This window comes from Maritimibacter sp. HL-12, assembly GCF_900177545.1.
Lineage (GTDB): Bacteria > Pseudomonadota > Alphaproteobacteria > Rhodobacterales > Rhodobacteraceae > Sinisalibacter.
Genome location: NZ_FXBQ01000001.1, coordinates 1,108,758 through 1,128,698 on the forward strand (window position 1 = coordinate 1,108,758; position 19,941 = coordinate 1,128,698).

Consider the following 19,941-nt stretch of genomic DNA (forward strand, 5'->3'; position numbering starts at 1 on the left):
TGCCCTACTCCCGTGCCCGCAGAACCTGCGCCGGGCTGGCCGAGAGCGGGCGCCAGGCGAACCCGAGGCCGGCAAGCAGCGTCACCGCGATGCCGCCGGTGACGATCACCAGTGCCGAGCCCGGATCGAAGACGAAATCGGTCTCCATCACGAAGCGCGATACCGCCCAGCCCGCAAGGCCGCCCGCGAAGACCGCGACCAACCCGGCCGCCGCCCCCAGGATAGCCGAGCGCAGCGCGAAATTGGCCAGCACCCGACCGCGCGGCGCGCCGAGCGTCTTGAGCACCGCCGCTTCGTAGGTGCGCGCCCGCTCACCCGCTGCGGCAGCCCCGATCAGCACCACCGCGCCCGTGGCCAGCGTCACCAATGCGCCATAGGTGATCGCCGCCGCGATCTGCCCCATCAGCCCGGTTACCTGCGCAATCGCATCGCGCACCGAGATCACCGTGATATTGGGCCAGGTCCGTGACAGATCGCGCATCAGCCCGGCCTCCGCAGCCTGATCGGCGTAGATCGTGGCAATCCAGCTGTGCGGCGCACCGGCGAGCGCGGAAGGGTTCAGCGTAACCGTGAACCCCATGCCGCCGGTTGAAAAATCGACGTCGCGGAAACTGGCAACCGTGCCGGTGATTTCGCGCCCGAGGATATTGAGGCTCATGCTGTCACCGAGGGTGAGGCCGATCTCCTCCGCCTCGGTGGCCGAAAAGCTGATCAGCGGATCGCCGGAATAATCTTCGGGCCACCATTCCCCGGCCACCAGCCGGGTGGTCTCCGGCAATTCGGCACTGTAGCTCACACCGCGATCGCCGCGCACCACCCAATGATCGCCCGCGACCTCTTCCGCTGGTCGATCGTTGATCCTGGTGATCCGCCCGCGCAGCATCGGGGCGCGTTCCATCTCGCGCACGCCCGGATCGCCCGTCACCCGCTCGCTGAGCGCCTCGATCTGGTCGGGCTGGATATCGACGACGAAGAAACTCGGCGCGACGCCAGGCAATTCTCGCGAGATCGCGCCGCGCAGATTGTTGTCGATCTGGCCCACGGCAGCGAGCACCGAGAGACCGAGACCGAGCGAAAGCACGACCGACGCCGCCTCGTTGCCGGGCCCGCCAACCGAGGCTAAGGCCATGCGCAGCGTCGGTCGTCCGCGCAGCGCCTTGCGCCCGGCAAGCCAGCGCGCCACCCGTCGCACCGCGATCCCGGCGAGAACCAGGAGCAGGAAGGCCGCGAACACGCCCGCCGCCGCCCAGAGCGTGAGCTTGGCAATGCCCGAGAACCACGCCGCGACGGCCACCAGCCCGGCCAGCAGCACCAGGGTGAGCGCCAGGAACACCGGGCGCGGCCATTGTCCCGCCCCTGCGGCGGCGTCGCGGTAGAGCGCGGCGGCACGAACGTTTTCCGTGCGCGCCAAGGGCCAGAGCGTGAACAGCGCCGCCGCGAGCAACCCGTAGAGCGCGGCCTCCGCCAATGGCTTGGACGCAATCCCCACCTCGACGGGCACCGGCAGCGCGCCGGTGATCAGCGGGGCAAAGGCCAGCGGCAAACCGGCCCCCAGCACCAGGCCAATGGCGATGCCAACCAGCGCAAGCGCGCCGATCTGCAACGCGTAGATCGCGAAGATCGTGCGCCGATCGGCGCCAAGCACCTTCAACGTGGCGATGGTTTCGGTCTTCTCATCGAGATAGGCCCGCACGGCGGCGGATATGCCCACACCGCCCACGGCGAGCCCGGCAAGCCCCACCAACACGAGAAAACTGCCCAGCCGCTCGACCGCGTGGCGCACCTGTGGTGTACCGTTTCGGGCATCGCGCCAGCGCGGAGCAGACTCCGCCAGGGCGGCCTCGACCTGCGCGCGCGTTTCGTCAAGATCGGCCCCCGGTGGCAGGCGAAGGCGGTATTGCGCGTCGAACAGGGTGCCCTCGCGGATCAACCCTGCGCTTTCCATATCGTCGATCCGCGCCAGCGTGGGCGGGCCGAAGCCGAAGCCTGCGGTGGCGTTGTCAGGCACCTCGGTGAGCGCGGCCATCAGCAAGAACGTGCCGTCGCCAAGCTGCACCGGATCGCCGACCTCAAGTTCGAGCCGGTCGATCAGGAGCGGGTCCATCGCCACCCCGGGCTGCCCGTCGCGCCCGGCGAAAACCTCGTCCAGCGACATCTCGGGTGTGAGCCCGGCCGCACCGTAGAGCGGCCATGCCGAGTCCACCGCCTTGACCTGCGTGAGCGCGCGATCCGATCCGTCGGGAAGCTGCGCCATCGAGCGGAAATCGACAACCTCCGATACCGCCTCGGATATGCCCTCAAGCACCGCGCGTTCCGCGTCGCTTGCCCGCCGATAGGTGAGTTCCACCATCGCGTCGCCGCCGAGCAGCACCGCGCCCTCGCGCGCGAGGCCCGCCTCGATCGAGGCGCGCACGCTGCCAACGGCCGCAATCGCCGCAACACCGAGCGCAAGACAGGCAAGGAAGATCCGAAAGCCTTTCAGCCCGCCGCTCAGTTCCCGGCGGGCGATCCTCGTGGCGACCGCAAAGCTCATTGCTCAAGCCGCCCGTCGACGAGTTGCACGATGCGGTCGCAACGTTCCGCCAGTTCCGGCGCGTGGGTGACGAGCACCAGCGTGGCCCCGTGGCGGTCGCGCAGGCCGAACAACAGGTCCATGATCGCCGCGCCGGTGCTGCCATCGAGGTTGCCGGTCGGCTCATCGGCCAGCAGGATCGCCGGCCGCACGACGGCGGCACGGGCGAGCGCCACGCGCTGCTGCTCGCCGCCCGACAACTGCGCCGGGTAATGGTCGATCCGTCCACCGAGGCCGACCGCCTCCAGTTCCTCCGCCGCACGCGGGAAGGCATCGCTGGCCCCGGCCAGTTCCAGCGGGGTGGCCACGTTTTCCAGCGCCGTCATCGTCGGGATCAGGTGGAAAGACTGAAACACCACCCCCATATGATCCCTGCGAAACCGCGCGAGCGCGTCTTCGCCCATCGCGCCAAGGTCTTGCCCGAGGGCCTCCACCTTGCCGCCGGTAGCGCGCTCGAGCCCGCCCATGAGCATGAGGAGTGACGATTTGCCCGAGCCCGATGGCCCCGTGAGCCCCAGCGTTTCCCCCCGCGTCACGCCAAGCGTGATCCCTTTCAGGATCTCCACCGGCCCGGCGTTGCCCATGAGCTTCAGCCGCGCGTCGCTGAGGGTGAGGATCGTATCGGCCATCAAGGCGTCCTTCCGTTTTATCTCAATGGCATATGGGCGCGGCGGGCTGCTATCCAAGGCCCTCCTGCCAATACCGTTTCTCGCACTGCCCGCGATGGCCGAGCCGGTCACCCTGCTCGCCTTCGGCGACAGTCTCACCCAAGGTTACGGTCTGGCGGACCGGGACGGATTTGTTCCCACCCTCGAAGCCTGGCTGCAAGCCGAAGGCGCTGACGTGATCGTGATCAATGGCGGCGTTTCCGGCGACACCACCGCGGGGGGTGCCGCGCGCATCGCATGGTCGCTCACCCCCGAGGTGGACGCTGTGCTCGTCGCGCTCGGCGGCAACGACCTGCTGCGCGGGGTCGACCCGGCCGACACCCGAGAAAACCTCGACGCGATCCTCACCGAGATCGGCGCGCGCAACCTTCCCGCGCTTCTGGTGGGCATGGAAGCAACCGGCAACTACGGCGACGGCTTCAAGGCCGATTTCGACGCGATCTACCCAGACCTCGCCGAAAAGCATGACGTGCCCTTGTTCGGCCAGTTCCTGCAGGGTCTCGTCGAGCTGGAAGACCGGCAGGCAGCGTTGCGCGACTATTTTCAGGCGGATGCGACTCACCCGAATGCGAAGGGCGTGGAGATGATCGTGGAGCGCATGGGCCCCGCCGTGCTCGACCTCGTGCGCGGAATTCCGGACGATTGAATCGGCTTTTCTCCGGCGAAATTTGCATTTCGCGAAGTATTCATATAATAACTTATTGGAATGCAATGATGCTTTCACTCCCGTCTTGATTGCGGCGCGGCACCCTATCCCTATTGATAGGTGTAATTCGAGGGGTCGCCATGCGAAAAAAGACAGAACGCCGGCTTACAAGACCGGCTTTCGAATGAAGGGACAGTTCGTGCAAGTGTTGGTCGCCTTAGGGCCCGGATCGACCAATGGCATTTCGGAACTCCCGGTAGCCCGGGGGGCTGCCCCGGTTGAAAAAGGGCTGGCCGCCTACATCATCGAAACCGATCCTGACCGCGTGATCGCGCGTTTCAACGGTCACGACGCACCCGACGTCTTGTTGCTCGATTTCGATTTCCCGGGAATGGAGGGGCTCGGCGGCATTCGCTCCGCCCTGGACCTTGTCGCCGAACGTCCGATCGCTGTTCTGGTCTCCCCGGCGACACACAATGTTGCAGACCTTGCGTTGGCTGCAGGTGCCAATGCCGTGCTACCCCTTGATATGCCGCCTGATGCCTTCCACGCCGCCGTATTGCTGCTTCAGGCAGGCGTTTCCTTTGCCATTTTCGACCGTGAACATGTCCTCGCCCAGATGCGCGACATAGGTACGCTCTCCGACCGCGAAGTTCAGGTTCTTGCCGGTATTTGCAAGGGGCTGCAGAACAAGGAAATCGCCCATGCCTTCCAGATCCAGGAAGTGACGGTGAAGATGCATGTGCGCTCGATCATTCGCAAACTCGGCGCGCGCAACCGCACCCACGCGGCGATGATCGCACGCGATTTCGCGATCGTCTGAGGCAGCCTCAGTCTTTTGGCGGCGCGTCATCCCATTCGTCGCGCAAGATCCGATGCGCATCGCCCTCGGGGTCATCGTATTGCTGGGTCTTCAGGGTCCAGAAAAACGCCGCCAGACCGAAACCACCCAGCAGGATCGAGATCGGGATCAGGTAGACGAGGACGTTCACGGCGTGCCTTTCAGTCGCAGGGCATTCAGCGACACCGTAATCGAAGAGAGCGACATCGCCAAGGCCGCGGCCAGCGGCGTGGCAAGGCCGACCAGCGCGATCGGCACGGCGATCAGGTTGTAGCCGGCCGAGATTCCGAAGTTCTCGCGAATCCGTTTCGTGGCCGAGCGCGACAGCGCCACAGATCCACCGATCGGCTCAAGCGAGCGGCCAAGCAACACGATATCGGACACAACGCGGGTAGCCTCCAGCGCCGTGGCGGGCGAGATCGACACATGCGCGGCGGCGAGCGCGGCGGTGTCGTTGAGCCCGTCGCCCACCATCAACACGTGGCGACCCTCGGCCCGGAACGCCTCGACGGCGGCAACCTTGTCGTCCGGCAGCATCGACGCGCGGTAATCCTCGATGCCAAGCCGGAAGGCCACATCCTGCACCGCAGCGGGCGCATCGCCCGAAATCAGTGTGACCTTCATGCCCTGTTTCTTCAGCGAGGCCACCGCTTCCGCAGCACCTTCGCGCAGGTTGTCGGTGAATGTGAAGGCCACGGCGGGGCGCTTGCCGATCTTGAGATAGGTGGCGGTGCGGTCGATGCCCTTGGCACCGAGCCACTCGGCGCGGCCAAGCCGCACCGTCTGGCCCGACCAGATCGCCTCGATCCCGTGGCCGGGCACTTCCTTCGCATCGGATACCCGCGCCGCCCGGATGCCCTCGTCCTGCGCGGCGTTCACGATCGCCTGCGCCAGCGGGTGCGAAGAGCCCTGCGCCAGCGCCAGTGCTACGGCGAGATCCTCGGGCGTATGATCGCCGTAATTGTCGAGCCGCGGTTTGCCCTCGGTGAGTGTCCCGGTCTTGTCGAACACCACGTGATCGACCTGCGCGAGACGCTCCGTCGCGGTGGCGGACTTCAGCAGCATCCCCTGCCGGAACATCTTGCCTGAGACCGCCGTCGTCACCGCGGGCACCGCGAGGCCAAGCGCACAGGGGCAGGTGATGATCAGGGTAGCCACCGCGATGTTGATCGAAAGCCGCACATCGCCCGCCGAGATCCAGAGCCAGGCGAGAAAGGCGGACAGCGCCAACACATGCACCAGGGGCGAATAGAGCTTGGCTGCCTGATCGGCCAGAGAGGTATAGCGGTTGCGCGAGGTTTCCGCCATCGCCACGAGATCGGCCATACGATGCAGCGAGGTATCCTTGCCGGCTGCCGCCACGCGGATGAGGAGCGGCCCGGTCAGGTTCACCTCGCCCGCGCTCAGCATTTCGCCGGGTCCGGCAAACACCGGCAGGCTTTCGCCGGTGAGCAGCGAGCGGTCAACCTCGCTTTCGCCCTCCTCGACCATGCCATCGACCGGCACCCGCGCGCCGGGCACCACCCGCACAAGGTCTCCCACCGCGATTTCGTTGACCGAAACCACTTCCTCCTTGCCATCGGCAAGCACGCGATGCGCGCGCGGCACTTCGAGCGCGGCAAGTTCCTCCGCCGCCGAGCGCGCCACTGCGCGGGTGCGGTGATCGAGATAGCGGCCCGCGAGCAGGAAGAAGGTGAGCATGATCGCCGCATCGAAGTAGGCATGATGTCCGCTGTTGGCGGTCTCGTAGATCGAGATCGACGACGCGAGGATCAGCGCGAGCGAGATCGGCACATCCATGTTGAGCCGTCTGGCCCGCAGCGAGGTAAAGGCGCTCTTGAAGAAGGGCTGGCCCGAGAAGGCGACGATGGGCAGCGAGATCGCCGCCGAGACCCAGTGGAACAGGTCGCGGGTCGCGTCGGTTGCACCCGCCCAGACCGCGACCGACAGGAGCATGACATTCATCATCCCGAACCCGGCCACGCCCATCCGCATCAGCAGGTCGCGGGATGATTTTTCCGTTGCCGTGGTAGAGAGAACGCCGGGGTCCAACTCGTAGGCTTCGTAGCCGATGGATGTGAGGAAATCCGCCAGTTCCTGCGGTTCCACGTCGTGATCGGCTTCGATGGTGGCACGCTTGAGCGTCAAGTTCACCCGCGCCGAGCGCACCCCCGGCAACTGCTGCAAGCTGCCCTCGACGCCGACGATACAGGCCGCGCAATAGGCCGTGGGCAGCGAAAGCATGATCCGCTGCGCCTCCTGACCATTGCCGCGATACCCCTTGCCCGCCGTGTCCTCGGCGATATGGGCGGCATCGCAGGCCGGGCAGGCCGATATGGGCGCGGCCAAGGTTCAGTTCCCGGACACGTAGAGCGCGATACGCTGGCGGAACGGCACGCCGTTTGCGGCGGTGGCAAGGAGGCGAAGCTCCCACTTGCCCGGGGCAAGCTCGCCCACGGGTGCCACGTGCGCGCCGTCAAGGTCTTGGATAAAGGCGAGATCCTGATCGTCGGTGCGTTGCGTCGCGCGCCCCAGCGTTGCGTTGATCTCCTCGACGCGTGCGGCCATTCCGTTCGGACCGATGATGTCGAGGACGAGATCGGTGTTGTCGAAGCGCGCTTCGACCTCCCAGCCAAGCGCCTCCTGGGCCTTGCGCTCGTCGTCAAAGGTCTGGCTGGCGACATAGGAGTTTTTGACTTCTAGACCGGGGAAGGTGCCGATGGCAGAGTAGGCCATGAACAGGTTGACCCCGATGATGATGGCGAATGCGCCCGCGAAGATGATGAACACCTTGCGGCCGGTAATTTCCCTACCCTTCGCATTGTCGTTGTTAGCCATTGCGTTCATTGCCCCGTTCCGTTGAAAACCGTGTCGCGCGAGGTTCGGTCTCCGCTTTCCCCATCGGTCACCCAGATCCGGATCGGCGTCCGGTCGGTGCCTGCTTCCGGCGAACCCGCCGGCGCGGTCACGTAGACACGCACCTTGGTTTCCTCGTCCGCAGGTGCTTCTACCACAGTTCCCTCGGTTCCCTGAACCTCGATATCGAGCGTGCTGTTTTCGCCGAGTGAAACGTAGAACGGCCGCATTTCGCCATGCATGTTGCGGATACCCAGTTCATAGGTGTTCCGGATCGATCCATCCGATTCCATCACGTAAACCGGATTGCGCTCCGGCCTCAGCGTGATCTGCATGTCCGAGCGCACGAAAAGCGCCACGACCAGCGCCACGCCGACGGCGGCCCAGAGCACGAAATAGAGGATCGTGCGCGGCCGGAAGACATGTTTGGCCACGTGGTGAACCGGCTTGCCGGCAACCCGCTCTTCGGCTTCGTCCTTCAGCGCGAGATAGTCGATCAATCCGCGCGGTTTGCCGACTTTGTCCATCATGTCGTCGCAGGCGTCGATGCACAAACCACAGGTGATGCAGGCCAGTTGCTGCCCGTCGCGAATGTCGATCCCCATCGGGCAGACGTTGAAGCAGGCGTTGCAGTCGATGCAGTCGCCCAGGCCCTCGCGTTCCTTGCCCTTGCCACGCGGCTCGCCGCGCCATTCGCGGTAACCGATTGTGATGGTGTCTTCGTCCATCATCGCGGCCTGGATGCGCGGCCAGGGGCAGGCATAGATGCACATCTGTTCGCGCGCGAAACCGCCGAATGCGAAGGTGGTCAGCGTCAGCACCAGCACCGTGCCATAGGCAACAGACGGGGCGGTGAAGGTCAGCAACCCGTGAAGCAGCGTCGGCGCGTCGGCGAAATAGAACACCCAGGCACCGCCAGTTGCCAGCGCGATCAGGAACCACACGACCCACTTGAAGGCGTATTTGCGGATCTTCTCGGCGTTCCACTTTTGCTTCCAAAGCCGCACACGGGCGTTGCGGTCGCCCTCGATCCAGCGTTCGACGAGCACGAAGAGGTCGGTCCAGACGGTTTGCGGGCAGGCGTAGCCACACCAGACCCGGCCCAGCGCCGAGGTGAACAGGAACAGGCCGAGCCCCGCCATGATCAGCAGGCCCGCGACGAAATAGAACTCGTGCGGCCAGATCTCGATCCAGAAGAAGAAGAAGCGCCGCCCGGCCATGTCGATCAGCACGGCCTGGTCGGGAAGATTGGGCCCCCGGTCCCAGCGGATCCAGGGCGTCAGATAGTAGATGCCCAGCGTGATCCCCATGATCCACCACTTGAGCGACCGGAAAAACCCGTTCACGCGACGGGGAAACACCGGCTCCCGCGCAGAGTAGAGTTGGTCCGGAGTATCGGGAGTATCACTTGCCATGGCGGAAAAATACCTGCTGAGCGTGTTGAGCTTGGTTGTATTGAGCGGTACCGGATATCACTTTGATATGGATCAACCGTTTCCGGGCCAGCTGCGGCATGCGCAAATGCCTTGTCCCTAAGGCAATCCGCGCAAAATCGTGCCTCGTCTGAAAAACCTCAATCTTAGATATAACTTAAAATTGATGGCCCGCCACCCGTTCCGGGGGCTTGCGCCTGCGACATTCTGCCCCGACACTCCGCGACGCGATCCCGGAGAAACGCGCTGAACCGGATCCGTCCCTCCTTGTAACGAGTGGGCCGCGCCTCGCCTCACGGCGGGGCGCGGCGGTCCGATCGGAAGCGGCAAAGGGCCGAGGCTATGCCCCGGCCCTCGCTATTGGTGGCACCGACCCCGGAGAAACGCGCGAACAGGATCTGGGGCCGGTGCCTTTTCCGAGGTTTTCACGCCCCGGAACTCTTTTTCTGGCCGGCGTTACTCGCCGCCGCCCAGTTGGTGAACGTATGCGGCAACGCCGTGGATCTGGGCGTCGTCGAGGCCAACACCCTCTTCACCCCAGGCCGGCATCACGCCGAACGGCCCGACGCGAACCGAGTGCTCGACCTCGGCGAAGGATGACCCGTAGAGCCAGATCGCGTCGGTGAGATTCGGCGCACCTTGCATCCGGTCGCCGGTGCCGTCTTCCATGTGGCAGCTGGCGCAGTTGTCGAGGTAGACTTCCTCGCCCGCCGACACCTCGCCCATTTCGCTTTCGAGACCCGAAAGCGACAGGACATAGGCCACCACGTTGGTGATTTCCTCGTCGGAGAGGTAATCATCGCCGAACGCGGGCATTTCGGAATAGCGGGCGTCATAGTCCTCTTCGTTCCGAATGCCGTGCCGGATGGTATAGGCGATTTCCTCGATGTCGCCGCCCCACATCCAGTCGTTGTCGAGCAGGTTCGGGTAGCCCTTGGCCCCCGCCGCGCCCGAGCCATGGCATTGCGAGCAGAAGGTCGCGAATGTCGCGCTGCCCGACTGGATCGCGTAGGAATACAGATCCGCGTTGTCGGCGAGCGTGGCCAGATCCGCACTTGCGAGTTCCGCCTTGACCTCGGCGTTCATGCTCTCGAACCGCTCGATCTCGGACTGCACGTTGGCGCGGGTCGAGAAACCCAGCAGACCGGGCGTGGCTTCCTTCACCAGCGGCCAGGCCGGATAGGCGATGGTGTAACCGATGCCCCAGATGATCGTTGCGTAGAAAATCCACACCCACCAGCGCGGCAATGGATTGTTGTACTCTTCGATGCCATCCCACTCGTGACCAGTGGTATTGACCTTGTTTTTGTCGTCTTTACTCAAAGCCGGTCCTCCTTCAATGAGCGCCGGGGGAATCCCCGTCACCGGCAGGTTTGTCTTCGTGACGGAAAGGGATATTCGCCGTGTCCTTGTAGATCCGGCTGCTGCCTGGGCGAAATGCCCAGACAACGACACCGATGAAGAACAGGAACATGGCGAGGAGCACCCAGCTATCCGCGAAGGCGCGGAAGACGGTGTATGTGTCCTGACCTTCCATCATACGTCTCCCTTAACGGTTTGCGACAGGTTCGAAGGTCGAGAAATCGACCATCGTGCCCAGCACCTGAAGATAGGCGATCATCGCGTCCATCTCGGTCACCTCGGGCTGCCCATCGAAGTTGCGCGTCTGCGCACCCGGGTAGCGCTCAAGCAGGGCGTCCGGGTCGGCGTCTTCGAAGATGCTCCCGTCAGGATCGACCTGGCTCCAGAAGTCGGCCACAGCCATTTCCATCTGCTCGTCGCCATAGGGCACACCCACGAAACGGTGCGTGGCCATCAGGTCTTCGATGTAGATGCTCTCGGGCGAGATCACGTTGTTCATCAGGAAGGCATACTTCGGCATGACCGATTCCGGCACGACCGATTGCGGATCGATCATGTGGTCGACGTGCCATTCGTCCGAGTAGCGGCCGCCGACGCGGGCGAGGTCGGGCCCCGTCCGCTTCGAGCCCCACTGGAACGGGTGGTCGTATTTCGACTCCGCTGCCAGTGAGTAATGGCCGTATCGCTCCACTTCGTCCCGCATCGGGCGGATCATCTGGCTATGGCAGACGTAGCAACCCTCACGGATGTAGATGTCCCGCCCCGCGAGCTCGAGCGGGGAGTAGGGGCGCACGCCCTCTACATCCTCGATCGTGTTCTCGAGATAGAACAGCGGCGCGATCTCGACGATACCGCCGACGGTCACAACCAGGAGCGAGAAGATGAGCAGAAGCGTTGCGTTCTTCTCGATGATGACGTGTTTGTCAATAAGTGCCATCTGTCCGGCCCTCCTTATTCAGCCGGCGCCGCGGCGGTGGCCTCCCGTGCAAGGGGAGCCCTCCTTACGGTCATCCAGAGGTTGTAGGCCATGATGATCGCGCCGGTGAGGTACAGAACACCACCAACACCACGCACCACGTACATCGGGAACTTGGCGGCCACCGTGTCGGCAAACGAGTTCACCAGGAAGCCCTGCGCATCAACTTCGCGCCACATCAGGCCTTCCATGATCCCGGTCACCCACATCGACGAGGCATAGAGAACGATGCCGATGGTCGCGAGCCAGAAGTGCCACGACACCATCCGCAGCGAGTAGAGCCCGGTCTTGTTCCACAGGCGCGGGAACAGGAAGTAGAGCGCGCCGAAGGTGATCATGCCGTTCCAGCCAAGCGCGCCGGAGTGCACGTGGCCGATCGTCCAGTCGGTGTAGTGGCTGAGCGAGTTGACCGCCTTGATCGACATCATCGGGCCTTCGAAGGTCGACATGCCGTAGAAGCCGATCGACACCACCATCATCCGGATCACCGGGTCGGTGCGCAGCTTGTCCCATGCGCCCGAGAGCGTCATCAGGCCGTTGATCATGCCGCCCCACGAGGGCATCCACAGGATCACCGAGAACACCATGCCGAGCGTCGAGGCCCAATCGGGCAACGCGGTGTAGTGCAGGTGGTGCGGACCGGCCCAGATGTAGAGGAAGATCAGCGCCCAGAAGTGGATGATCGACAGCTTGTAGGAAAACACCGGGCGTTCCGCCTGCTTCGGCACGAAGTAATACATCATGCCGAGGAAGCCCGCGGTCAGGAAGAAGCCCACCGCGTTGTGGCCATACCACCACTGCGTCATCGCATCCTGCACACCGGCGAAGACCTGAACCGACTTGGAGCCGAACAGCGAGACCGGGATCGACAGGTTGTTGACCACGTGCAGCATCGCGATGGTGACGATGAACGACAGGTAGAACCAGTTCGCCACGTAGATGTGCGGTTCCTTGCGCTTCATCAGCGTGCCGAGGAAGAGCAGCAAATAGCCGACCCATACGATGGTGAGCCACCAGTCCACATACCATTCGAACTCGGCATATTCCTTGCCCTGGGTCGCCCCGAGCAGGTAGCCCGTCGCCGCCAGAAGGATCGTGATCTGGTAGCCCCAGAAGACGAACCAGGCGAGCTGGTCATTCCAGAGCCGCGCGCCGGAGGTGCGTTGAACCACGTAGAACGAGGTTGTCAGCAGGCCGGTGCCACCGAAGGCGAAGATCACCGCCGAGGTGTGCAGCGGACGCAGACGCCCGAAGTTCATGTAGCCTTCGGCCCAAGCGAAGTTGAGCTGCGGAAAGGCCAGTTGGAAGGCGATCCATGTGCCGACCAGAAAACCGACCACGCCCCAGAACGCCGTCAGGATCACGCCGATCCTGATCGGTGCGTCCATGTATCCGGTCTTGGGCGTCGGATCGCCGCCCATGTGCCGAAGCGTAAAGATGAACGCCACCACGGCGCTCAGAAACCCGATGAGAGCCGCGACCAGATAGGCCAGGTCTCGGGCTTCACTCGCAAGGTACATGGTCAGCACAGCGAGCAGACCAAATACCACAAGTTTGAGGTAATCCCACATTTCACGTCCCTTCGTCTTTGTAAGGCCCCCTCCCTTGCGGATACACCACACCTGTGGGGACGCTTGTCGACTTTCGCGGGTTTGGACGGTAACCCCCACGCCCGCTTTGATCCATGTCAATTCGATACCATCGCCCGCGCCTTGTCGCCGCACCCTCTTGAACGCCAAGACCTCCGGTTCCGGCCTGCGCGCCCCGGGATTGACCCATATCAAGGAAAACGCGACACCTGAGGTGCACCCTGCCCGGCAGAAGCCAGGCAAACTTGGCATGACTGCTTTCAAGAAGAGAGGCGCGCTATGGCCTACCGGACGATTACCACGGTTTTGACCGACCCCGACCTGAACGCCTCGGCCCTCAAGGCCGCTATGGATATGGCCCGCCGTGAGCAGGCGCATCTTGACGTGCTCTGCCTCGGTCTCGACCGGACCCAGCCCGGCTTCTACTACGCCGGCGCCAACGCAATGGTCGTACAAGACAACCTCACCCAGGCCCGCGAAGACTCGGCGCGGCTTGAGGAATATGCCCGCGACATGTTGAAAGGCGTTGATTTCAACTGGTCCGCAACGGGTATCTCGGCGCAGATGGTCGCTTTGACCGGGCTCATCGCTCACCGCACCCGATTTTCCGATCTCGTGATTCTCCCCCGTCCCTACGGCACCGGGCGCGGCCATGATTGCGAGGCGATCACCGAGGCGGCGATGTTCGACGGTGATGTTCCGGTGCTGATCCAGCCCGATGGTGTGGATCTGCCGGAACGAATCAACACCGTGCTTCTGGCATGGAACGAAAGCACCGAGGCGATGCGCGCGGTGCGGGCGGCCCTGCCACTGCTGCAACAAGCCGAAACCGTGAACATCGCCATCGTCGATCCGCCGCAGCACGGCCCCGAGCGCTCGGATCCGGGTGGATCGTTGAGCCAGATGCTGAGTCGGCACGGGGTGCGCCCCGAAGTGTCGGTCTTGTCGAAAACCATGCCGCGGGTCTGCGATGTCTTGCTACGCCACGCCAAGGACATCGACGCCGATGCCATCGTCATGGGGGCCTACGGGCATTCGCGGTTCCGCGAATCGATTCTCGGCGGCGCAACCCGCCACATGCTGGAACTGGCAGAGGTGCCGGTGCTCATGGCGCACTAGAAACCCGGGTTCCCTGACGGACTGGCCGGGGCCTCGTGCCCCGGTTTTTTTTCTGTCGACCCCGGTGCGCCGCGTTCTCGGCAGCGCGCATGAAAGCCCCACCTTGCCCGGCGGCCGCCCCTGCGGGCCGGAGGGCTCATCGGTTGCCCAACACCATTCACCCGGGGTTGGGATTTACAGGGAAAATGCCCCCAGCGGATAATACCGCACCAGGTCACCCGCCTTGATTTCCCGCGCGTCCTCGTCGATCTCCACAAGGCCTTTTGCCCAGGCCAGGCTGGAGATCATCCCCGAACTGTCGGACCGGAATAGCTCTGCCCGGCCTTCCGCCGTGAGCCGGGCGCGCAGAAACTCGCGTCGCCCTGCGCGCTTGGTCATCGCGAAAGCGGCCGGAACGCTGAACCCCTGCGCGTCGAGCCAGTCGCCGCCCGCAAGCACGGAAAGCGCCGGCCGGGCAAACAGCAGCGCGGTGACGAAGGCCGAAACCGGGTTCCCCGGCAGGCCGAACAGCGGCAGCCCGCGCCAGTCGCCCAGCAGGAGCGGCTTGCCCGGCTTCAGCGCCACGCGCCACTGCGCCACCCGCCCCTCGCTGCCCAGAAGCGCCGAAACGTGATCTTCCTCCCCCGCCGATGCCCCGCCCGAGGTTAGCAGAACGTCCACCGCCGCAGCCGCCTTGTCGAAGGTTGCACGCAGGGTATCGCGATCGTCGGGCACGTGGCCGAGATCGACGGCATCGTGGCCCCAACGCCCGACAAGCGCCAGGAGCATCGGGCGGTTGGCGTCGAAGGTTCGGGCCGGATCGAGGGTGCTGCCCGGCGCGGCGAGTTCGTCGCCGGTCGAAAGCACGCCGACGCGCAACCGCTTGCGCACCGAAACCTCGCCAATCCCGAGCGCCGCGAGCAACCCGATCTCGCCGGGGCCGAGTCGCGTGCCCGCCGCGAGTGCCACCGCGCCTTGCGCCACGTCCTCGCCCTTTGCCCTTGTATTGGCCGCAGGGGTAACGGCGCTGTCAAAGCGCAGAACCCCGCCTTCCGCCCGGGCGCGTTCCTGCATCACGACGGTATCGGCCCCGTCCGGCATCAGCGCGCCGGTGAGGATTTTCACCGCGTGTCCGGGCGGCACCTTCCCGGCATAAGGAGCCCCGGCAGCCGAGCGGCCCTCCACCAGCGCAAGCGTCGCCTCACCCGACTCCGGCAACGAGGCATGCGCAAAGGCGAACCCGTCCATTGCCGAGTTGGTCGCCGGCGGATTGGCCCGCTCGGCGACGGCATCCGCAGCGAGAATGCGCCCGGCAGCCTCGTTCAGAGCGAGGGTTTCGCGGCCCGTCACCGATGACAGCGCGCCCCGAAGCAGCGCCTGCGCCGCATCAACGCTGGCCATGCCCTTCAACGCGGGCGGCTCGAAACAGGCCGCACCGGCGCCTTCGGGGGCTCGCACCGCGAGCCCGGTTTCGGCAAGGATGAAATCGACGATGGCCTGCGTGTCGTTCAGATCGAGCAGCGGCACGGGCAGCCCTTCGAGTTCCTGATCGCAAGCCACGGCGTGCACCGTGGGATCGTCGGGCTGGATCAGGCTGCGGCCCTCGCCTTCGCGAAACACCTCCACTTTCGGATGGGAATCGCGCTTGTAGCCCTCGACCAGCACCAGATCGACCGGCGCGAGCTTGGCGAGAACCTCCGCCAGCGGCGGTTCGGCCGCGTCGCCCAACTCGTGCAGCAACGCCCAGCGCGTGTGCGAGGCAAGCAGAACCTCGCGGGCCCCCGCCGCGCGATGACGAAAGCTGTCCTTGCCCGGTTGATCGAGATCGAAACGGTGATGGGTGTGCTTGACGGTCGAGACGGTGAAGCCACGCGCCCGCACCTCGGCCACGAGCCGTTCCATCAGGCCGGTCTTGCCGGCGTTCTTCCAGCCGATCACGCCGTAGAGTCTCATGCGCCTTCTCCTGTCAGAAGCTGTTCCGCCCTCGCAAGATCGTCCGGGGTATTGATGTTGAAGAACGGATCAAAGGGCGTGTCGTCGAACTGCACCCGCCGCGCGCCCATGCTCTCGGCCCATGCCCCGACCCTGCGCACGCCCCCGGCGAGATCGCGCGCAAGTGCCCTGCGCAGCGAGACGGGCCATAGCCCGAAGGTCGGATGCATGCCCGTGGCGGTGGCGGCAAGCGCGATGGTATCATCGCCCGCCACGGCGGCACCGAGCCGGGCAACGAGGTCTTCGGGCAGGAACGGGGTATCCGCGGCTGCGGTCACGATCCGCGCGGCCCCCTGCTTCGCAGCCCATTCCAGCCCGGCAAGCACGCCCGCCAGCGGACCGGGATACTCCGGCACCGGATCGGCGATCACCGGCAAACCGAAATCCGCAAAGCGCGCCGGATCACCGTTGGCATTGAGCATGATCGCCGAAACCTGCGGCCGCAGACGCGCGATCACGCGGGCGAGCATCGGCCGCCCGCCCAGCGTCAGCAGGGCCTTGTCGCCACCGCCCATCCGGGTGGCCAGACCACCCGCGAGGATCACGCCCAATGTTGCCTTGGTCGATTGCATCCGGCGAATTATCCCCTTACCCATGCGGCCCACAACCTAGGACCAACGATGCCCCGCTCCAACCCGAAATCGCTCGTCTGGCTCGGCGCGCGCGACGGCGCGCCGTTCATGCTCGTGATCGTGCCCTTCGCGCTCCTGTTCGGCGTGGTGGCAACCGAGGCCGGGCTGAATATCGCCGAGGTCATGGGCATGTCGGTGCTGGTGATCGCGGGCGCGGCGCAGTTCGCGGCGCTGCAACAGATGGTAGGGGACGCGCCGGTGCTGATGGTGCTTGCCACTGCGCTGGCGGTCAACTTGCGGATGGCGATGTATTCCGCCTCCTTGACGCCCTACCTCGGTGCCGCGCCGCTCTGGAAACGCGCCTTCGCCTCCTACCTGATGGTTGATCAATCCTACATGCTCAGCATCGCGAAATACGAGACCGAACCGGCGATGACGCTCTCGGAGCGGCTGCGCTACTACTTTGGAACGATGATGCTGATCGGGCCGATGTGGTATGTGGCGAGCTTCGTCGGAGCGGTCGTCGGCAAGGCGATCCCGCCCGAGTTCGCGCTCGATTTCGCGGTGCCGATCACCTTCCTCGCGATGATCGCGCCGATGCTGCGCACACTGGCCCACGTCGCCGCGGCGGCCACCTCGGTGGTCGTCGCCCTCGTGCTGGCCGGGCTGCCCTACGGTGCCGGGCTTCTCGTCGCCGCCGCGCTGGCGATGGCGGTCGGTGCCGGTGTTGAGGTCGCGATGCAGAGGGCCCGGACATGAACCTGAGCACGGTTGAGATCTGGACGGTGATCGCCGGCCTCGCGATCGGCACCTTCCTGATCCGGTTCTCGTTTCTCGGCATCGTCGGCAACCGGCCGCTGCCGGCCTGGCTGTTGCGGCTGTTGCGCTACACGCCGGTGGCGGTGCTGCCCGGCCTCGTCGCACCGCTGGTGCTCTGGCCCGCGGCAACCGGCGGCGTGCCCGATGCCGCCCGCCTGCTCGCCGCCCTCGCCACTCTGGGGATCGGGCTGGCCGTGCGCAACACGCTCTTCGCCATCATCGGCGGCGCGGCCACGCTCTACACCATGCTGTGGCTGCTGGGCTGAGCTCAGGCCAGAAGGGCGGCTTCAAAGGGGAAGCGTGACAAGAGCTCCGTGCCTGTTTCGGTCACGACGAGCTGTTGTTCGAGCTTCACCCCTTCGCTGCCGTCCTGCGCGCCGATGTAGCTTTCCACGCAAAGCACCATGCCGGGCACGATCTCGCCATCATAGCCCGCGTTCGGAAAGTCGCCGTGGTGGTAGAGATAGGGGTATTCCCCGGTCATCCCGCAGCCGTGGGCAGACAGGTAATAGCGGTTGGCGTGGTATCTCTCGGGAATGTCCCAGGCCCGCTGCGCGTAGTCCCGAAACGACAGCCCGGGCCGGATGATGCCGATGTTGTGGTGCACCTGCTCGTGCGCCAGCTTGTAAAGCTCGCGTTGCGACGGCGTGGGCATCGCCGGCCCGGCGTGGAAGGTGCGCGAGAAATCCGCGTAGTAGCCATGAACCCCGACCACGTCGGTGTCGAGCGCGACCAGTTCGTTCGGACCGATCACCTTGTCACCGGCTTCCTGGAACCACGGGTTGGTCCGCTCGCCGGCACTGAGCAGGCGTGTTTCGACGTAATCGGCATTTTGCGCGATCACCGACTGGTGCAGCACCGACCAAAGCTCGGCCTCGGTAAGCCCCGGGCGGATCGCCTCGCGCAAGCGGCCCACGGCCACTTCGGTGGCGCGCAGTGAGGCCACGACGCATTTGAGTTCCTCGGTCGATTTCACCGACCGCGCCATCTCGACCGGCTCCTGCGCATCGACAAGCTGGATGCCCTCGGCGGCAAGCGCGAGCACCACGCCGGCATTGAGCCGCTCGATCCCGACCTTCGCCCCCGGCCCGCCGGTCAACTCCGCCAGCAACCCGGCCATCTCCCGCGCCCAGACCCGCTCGCGCCGGGCGATCTCCGGTCCTGCCGCGACGAAACTCGCGGTCGATGCCGGGCGCACCTCGTCGACCGTCTCGAAGCCCGCCGCGAGATGTTCGCAGCCGGTGAACTCGAACAGGATCGCGCGGTCCGCGGTCATCACGAGATAGCGCGAGGGTGTGTTGCGCGACGAGAAAACCTGCATGTTGCGGGTGCCGGTGGCGTACCGGATGTTGACCGGGTCGGACAGGATCACGGCGTCGATCCCCCGCGCGGCCATCTCGGCGCGCACCCGCCCCTGGCGCCAGGCCCGCACCGCCACATGGTCGATCCCGTCGCCCTCGGTGCTGCGATCAAACTGTGACAGGCCTGCACGCTCCGCGTGCCAGTCGAATTCGTTCATGCGTTGTCCCCGGTCGCGGTGACGCTTCAGGCGGCAAGGCCCTTCGATCCCATGTCGAGGTATTTCTTGCGCCGCTCCTTGCGCAGCGCCTCGGGCTTCTTGTCCGAAAGCGCCTTCAACTCCACCTCCAGCGCCTTGCCGACGGCGCGAATGGTATCGTCGCGGCCGCGTTGCGCGCCGCCGATCGGCTCGGCGATGATCCGGTCGATCACGCCGAGCGCCTTGAGATCCTGCGCCGTGAGCCGCAGCGCCTCCGCCGCCTCGCGCATCTTCTCGGCATCCTTCCACAGGATCGAGGCACAGCCTTCGGGGCTGATCACCGAATAGATCGAGTGTTCCAGCATCATCACCGTGTTGCCGGTGGCGAAGGCAACCGCACCACCAGAGCCACCCTCGCCGATGATCACCGAGACCAGCGGCACCCGAAGCGCGAGGCACTTCTCGGTCGAGCGCGCGATCGCTTCCGACTGGCCGCGCTCCTCGGCCCCTTTGCCCGGATAGGCACCGGGGGTGTCGACCAGCGAGATCACCGGCAGGCCGAAACGGTCGGCCATGTCCATCAGACGGATCGCCTTGCGGTATCCCTCGGGTCGCGCCATGCCGAAATTGCGCTCGATCCGGCTCTTGGTGTCGTGGCCCTTCTCGTGACCGATCACCATGACCGGGGTATCGCCCAACCGGGCGACACCGCCCATCACGGCGTGGTCATCGGCAAAGTTCCGATCACCCGCAAGCGGGGTGTACTCGGTGAACAGCGCCTCGATGTAGTCGCGGCAATGCGGCCGGTCGGGGTGGCGCGCGACCTGGCATTTACGCCAGGGTGTCAGATCCTTGTAGAGATCGCGCAGCATCGTCTCGGCCTTGCGGTCAAGCCCGGCGGCCTCCTTCTCGATGTCCATTTCCTCGTTCGCCCGCGCCATCGCGCGCAGCTCCTCGGCCTTGCCTTCGATCTCGGCCAGCGGCTTTTCGAACTCGAGGTAATTGGTCATCTTGGCCCC

At 65.1% G+C, this 19,941-nt stretch carries 19 protein-coding genes; 5 read left to right on the forward strand and 14 right to left on the reverse strand.

The window, feature by feature from the left end; translation table 11 throughout:
- Positions 1 to 4: 4 nt before the first annotated feature.
- Together B9Y97_RS05590 and B9Y97_RS05595 are read right to left on the reverse strand one after the other, a co-directional pair.
- Positions 5 to 2,533 carry an ABC transporter permease gene (locus B9Y97_RS05590; protein WP_085525819.1) on the reverse strand — a complete coding sequence of 843 codons (2,529 nt, stop codon included), beginning with the start codon at positions 2,531 to 2,533 and terminating at the stop codon, positions 5 to 7.
- Positions 2,530 to 3,201, reverse strand: coding sequence for an ABC transporter ATP-binding protein (locus B9Y97_RS05595; protein ID WP_085525820.1), 672 nt, complete (start codon positions 3,199 to 3,201; stop codon positions 2,530 to 2,532). Before B9Y97_RS05595 ends, B9Y97_RS05590 begins: the two co-directional genes overlap by 4 nt.
- A 25-nt stretch (positions 3,202 to 3,226) precedes the next feature.
- On the opposite strand from B9Y97_RS05595, the gene B9Y97_RS05600 reads away from it, so the two are divergent.
- Together B9Y97_RS05600 and B9Y97_RS05605 are read left to right on the forward strand one after the other, a co-directional pair.
- The gene (locus B9Y97_RS05600; RefSeq protein ID WP_085525821.1) at positions 3,227 to 3,886 is read left to right on the forward strand and encodes an arylesterase; all 660 of its coding nucleotides are present in this window, start codon (positions 3,227 to 3,229) and stop codon (positions 3,884 to 3,886) included.
- Between the two features lie 184 nt (positions 3,887 to 4,070).
- Positions 4,071 to 4,709 carry a LuxR C-terminal-related transcriptional regulator gene (locus B9Y97_RS05605; protein ID WP_085525822.1) on the forward strand — a complete coding sequence of 213 codons (639 nt, stop codon included), beginning with the start codon at positions 4,071 to 4,073 and terminating at the stop codon, positions 4,707 to 4,709.
- Positions 4,710 to 4,716: 7 nt separating this feature from the next.
- On the opposite strand, the gene ccoS is transcribed toward B9Y97_RS05605, so the two are convergent.
- From ccoS to ccoN, 8 genes are all read right to left on the reverse strand, one after another.
- The gene (ccoS, locus tag B9Y97_RS05610) at positions 4,717 to 4,878 is read right to left on the reverse strand and encodes a cbb3-type cytochrome oxidase assembly protein CcoS (RefSeq protein ID WP_085525823.1); all 162 of its coding nucleotides are present in this window, start codon (positions 4,876 to 4,878) and stop codon (positions 4,717 to 4,719) included.
- The gene (locus B9Y97_RS05615; protein WP_254900967.1) at positions 4,875 to 7,031 is read right to left on the reverse strand and encodes a heavy metal translocating P-type ATPase; all 2,157 of its coding nucleotides are present in this window, start codon (positions 7,029 to 7,031) and stop codon (positions 4,875 to 4,877) included. The genes ccoS and B9Y97_RS05615 overlap by 4 nt, the downstream gene beginning before the upstream one ends.
- A gap of 48 nt (positions 7,032 to 7,079) precedes the next feature.
- Positions 7,080 to 7,574: a FixH family protein gene (locus B9Y97_RS05620; RefSeq protein ID WP_254900858.1), complete on the reverse strand. Its 495-nt coding sequence runs from the start codon at positions 7,572 to 7,574 to the stop codon at positions 7,080 to 7,082.
- Positions 7,571 to 8,998: a cytochrome c oxidase accessory protein CcoG gene (gene ccoG / locus B9Y97_RS05625; RefSeq protein ID WP_085525825.1), complete on the reverse strand. Its 1,428-nt coding sequence runs from the start codon at positions 8,996 to 8,998 to the stop codon at positions 7,571 to 7,573. Before ccoG ends, B9Y97_RS05620 begins: the two co-directional genes overlap by 4 nt.
- Before the next feature lie 474 nt (positions 8,999 to 9,472).
- The gene (ccoP, locus tag B9Y97_RS05630) at positions 9,473 to 10,339 is read right to left on the reverse strand and encodes a cytochrome-c oxidase, cbb3-type subunit III (RefSeq protein WP_085525826.1); all 867 of its coding nucleotides are present in this window, start codon (positions 10,337 to 10,339) and stop codon (positions 9,473 to 9,475) included.
- A 13-nt stretch (positions 10,340 to 10,352) separates the two neighbouring features.
- Positions 10,353 to 10,553 carry a cbb3-type cytochrome c oxidase subunit 3 gene (locus tag B9Y97_RS05635; protein WP_085528121.1) on the reverse strand — a complete coding sequence of 67 codons (201 nt, stop codon included), beginning with the start codon at positions 10,551 to 10,553 and terminating at the stop codon, positions 10,353 to 10,355.
- A gap of 12 nt (positions 10,554 to 10,565) precedes the next feature.
- Positions 10,566 to 11,315 carry a cytochrome-c oxidase, cbb3-type subunit II gene (gene ccoO / locus B9Y97_RS05640; protein WP_085525827.1) on the reverse strand — a complete coding sequence of 250 codons (750 nt, stop codon included), beginning with the start codon at positions 11,313 to 11,315 and terminating at the stop codon, positions 10,566 to 10,568.
- A gap of 14 nt (positions 11,316 to 11,329) precedes the next feature.
- Positions 11,330 to 12,925 (reverse strand): cytochrome-c oxidase, cbb3-type subunit I, encoded by a 1,596-nt coding sequence (ccoN, locus tag B9Y97_RS05645; RefSeq protein WP_085525828.1) that lies wholly within the window; start codon positions 12,923 to 12,925, stop codon positions 11,330 to 11,332.
- A 297-nt stretch (positions 12,926 to 13,222) separates the two neighbouring features.
- Between ccoN and B9Y97_RS05650 the strand changes: the two genes are divergently transcribed.
- Positions 13,223 to 14,062, forward strand: a complete 840-nt coding sequence (locus tag B9Y97_RS05650) for a universal stress protein (RefSeq protein ID WP_085525829.1) — start codon at positions 13,223 to 13,225, stop codon at positions 14,060 to 14,062.
- 174 nt (positions 14,063 to 14,236) lie between these two features.
- Here the strand turns inward: B9Y97_RS05650 and B9Y97_RS05655 are convergent, their stop codons facing one another.
- Together B9Y97_RS05655 and mobA are read right to left on the reverse strand one after the other, a co-directional pair.
- Positions 14,237 to 15,994, reverse strand: coding sequence for a bifunctional molybdopterin-guanine dinucleotide biosynthesis adaptor protein MobB/molybdopterin molybdotransferase MoeA (locus B9Y97_RS05655; protein ID WP_085525830.1), 1,758 nt, complete (start codon positions 15,992 to 15,994; stop codon positions 14,237 to 14,239).
- Positions 15,991 to 16,605 (reverse strand): molybdenum cofactor guanylyltransferase MobA, encoded by a 615-nt coding sequence (gene mobA / locus B9Y97_RS05660; protein WP_085525831.1) that lies wholly within the window; start codon positions 16,603 to 16,605, stop codon positions 15,991 to 15,993. Before mobA ends, B9Y97_RS05655 begins: the two co-directional genes overlap by 4 nt.
- 48 nt (positions 16,606 to 16,653) lie before the next feature.
- Here mobA and B9Y97_RS05665 point away from each other — a divergent pair, with 48 nt between their 5' ends.
- Positions 16,654 to 17,364, forward strand: coding sequence for an AzlC family ABC transporter permease (locus B9Y97_RS05665; protein ID WP_085525832.1), 711 nt, complete (start codon positions 16,654 to 16,656; stop codon positions 17,362 to 17,364).
- Positions 17,361 to 17,690 (forward strand): AzlD domain-containing protein, encoded by a 330-nt coding sequence (locus tag B9Y97_RS05670; RefSeq protein ID WP_085525833.1) that lies wholly within the window; start codon positions 17,361 to 17,363, stop codon positions 17,688 to 17,690. The genes B9Y97_RS05665 and B9Y97_RS05670 overlap by 4 nt, the downstream gene beginning before the upstream one ends.
- 2 nt (positions 17,691 to 17,692) lie before the next feature.
- Here B9Y97_RS05670 and B9Y97_RS05675 read toward each other — a convergent pair whose 3' ends face one another.
- On the reverse strand, positions 17,693 to 18,943 hold the full coding sequence (locus tag B9Y97_RS05675; protein ID WP_085525834.1) for a M24 family metallopeptidase: 1,251 nt from the start codon (positions 18,941 to 18,943) through the stop codon (positions 17,693 to 17,695).
- A 26-nt stretch (positions 18,944 to 18,969) separates the two neighbouring features.
- On the reverse strand, positions 18,970 to 19,932 hold the full coding sequence (locus tag B9Y97_RS05680; RefSeq protein WP_085525835.1) for an acetyl-CoA carboxylase carboxyltransferase subunit alpha: 963 nt from the start codon (positions 19,930 to 19,932) through the stop codon (positions 18,970 to 18,972).
- Positions 19,933 to 19,941: the final 9 nt, after the last annotated feature.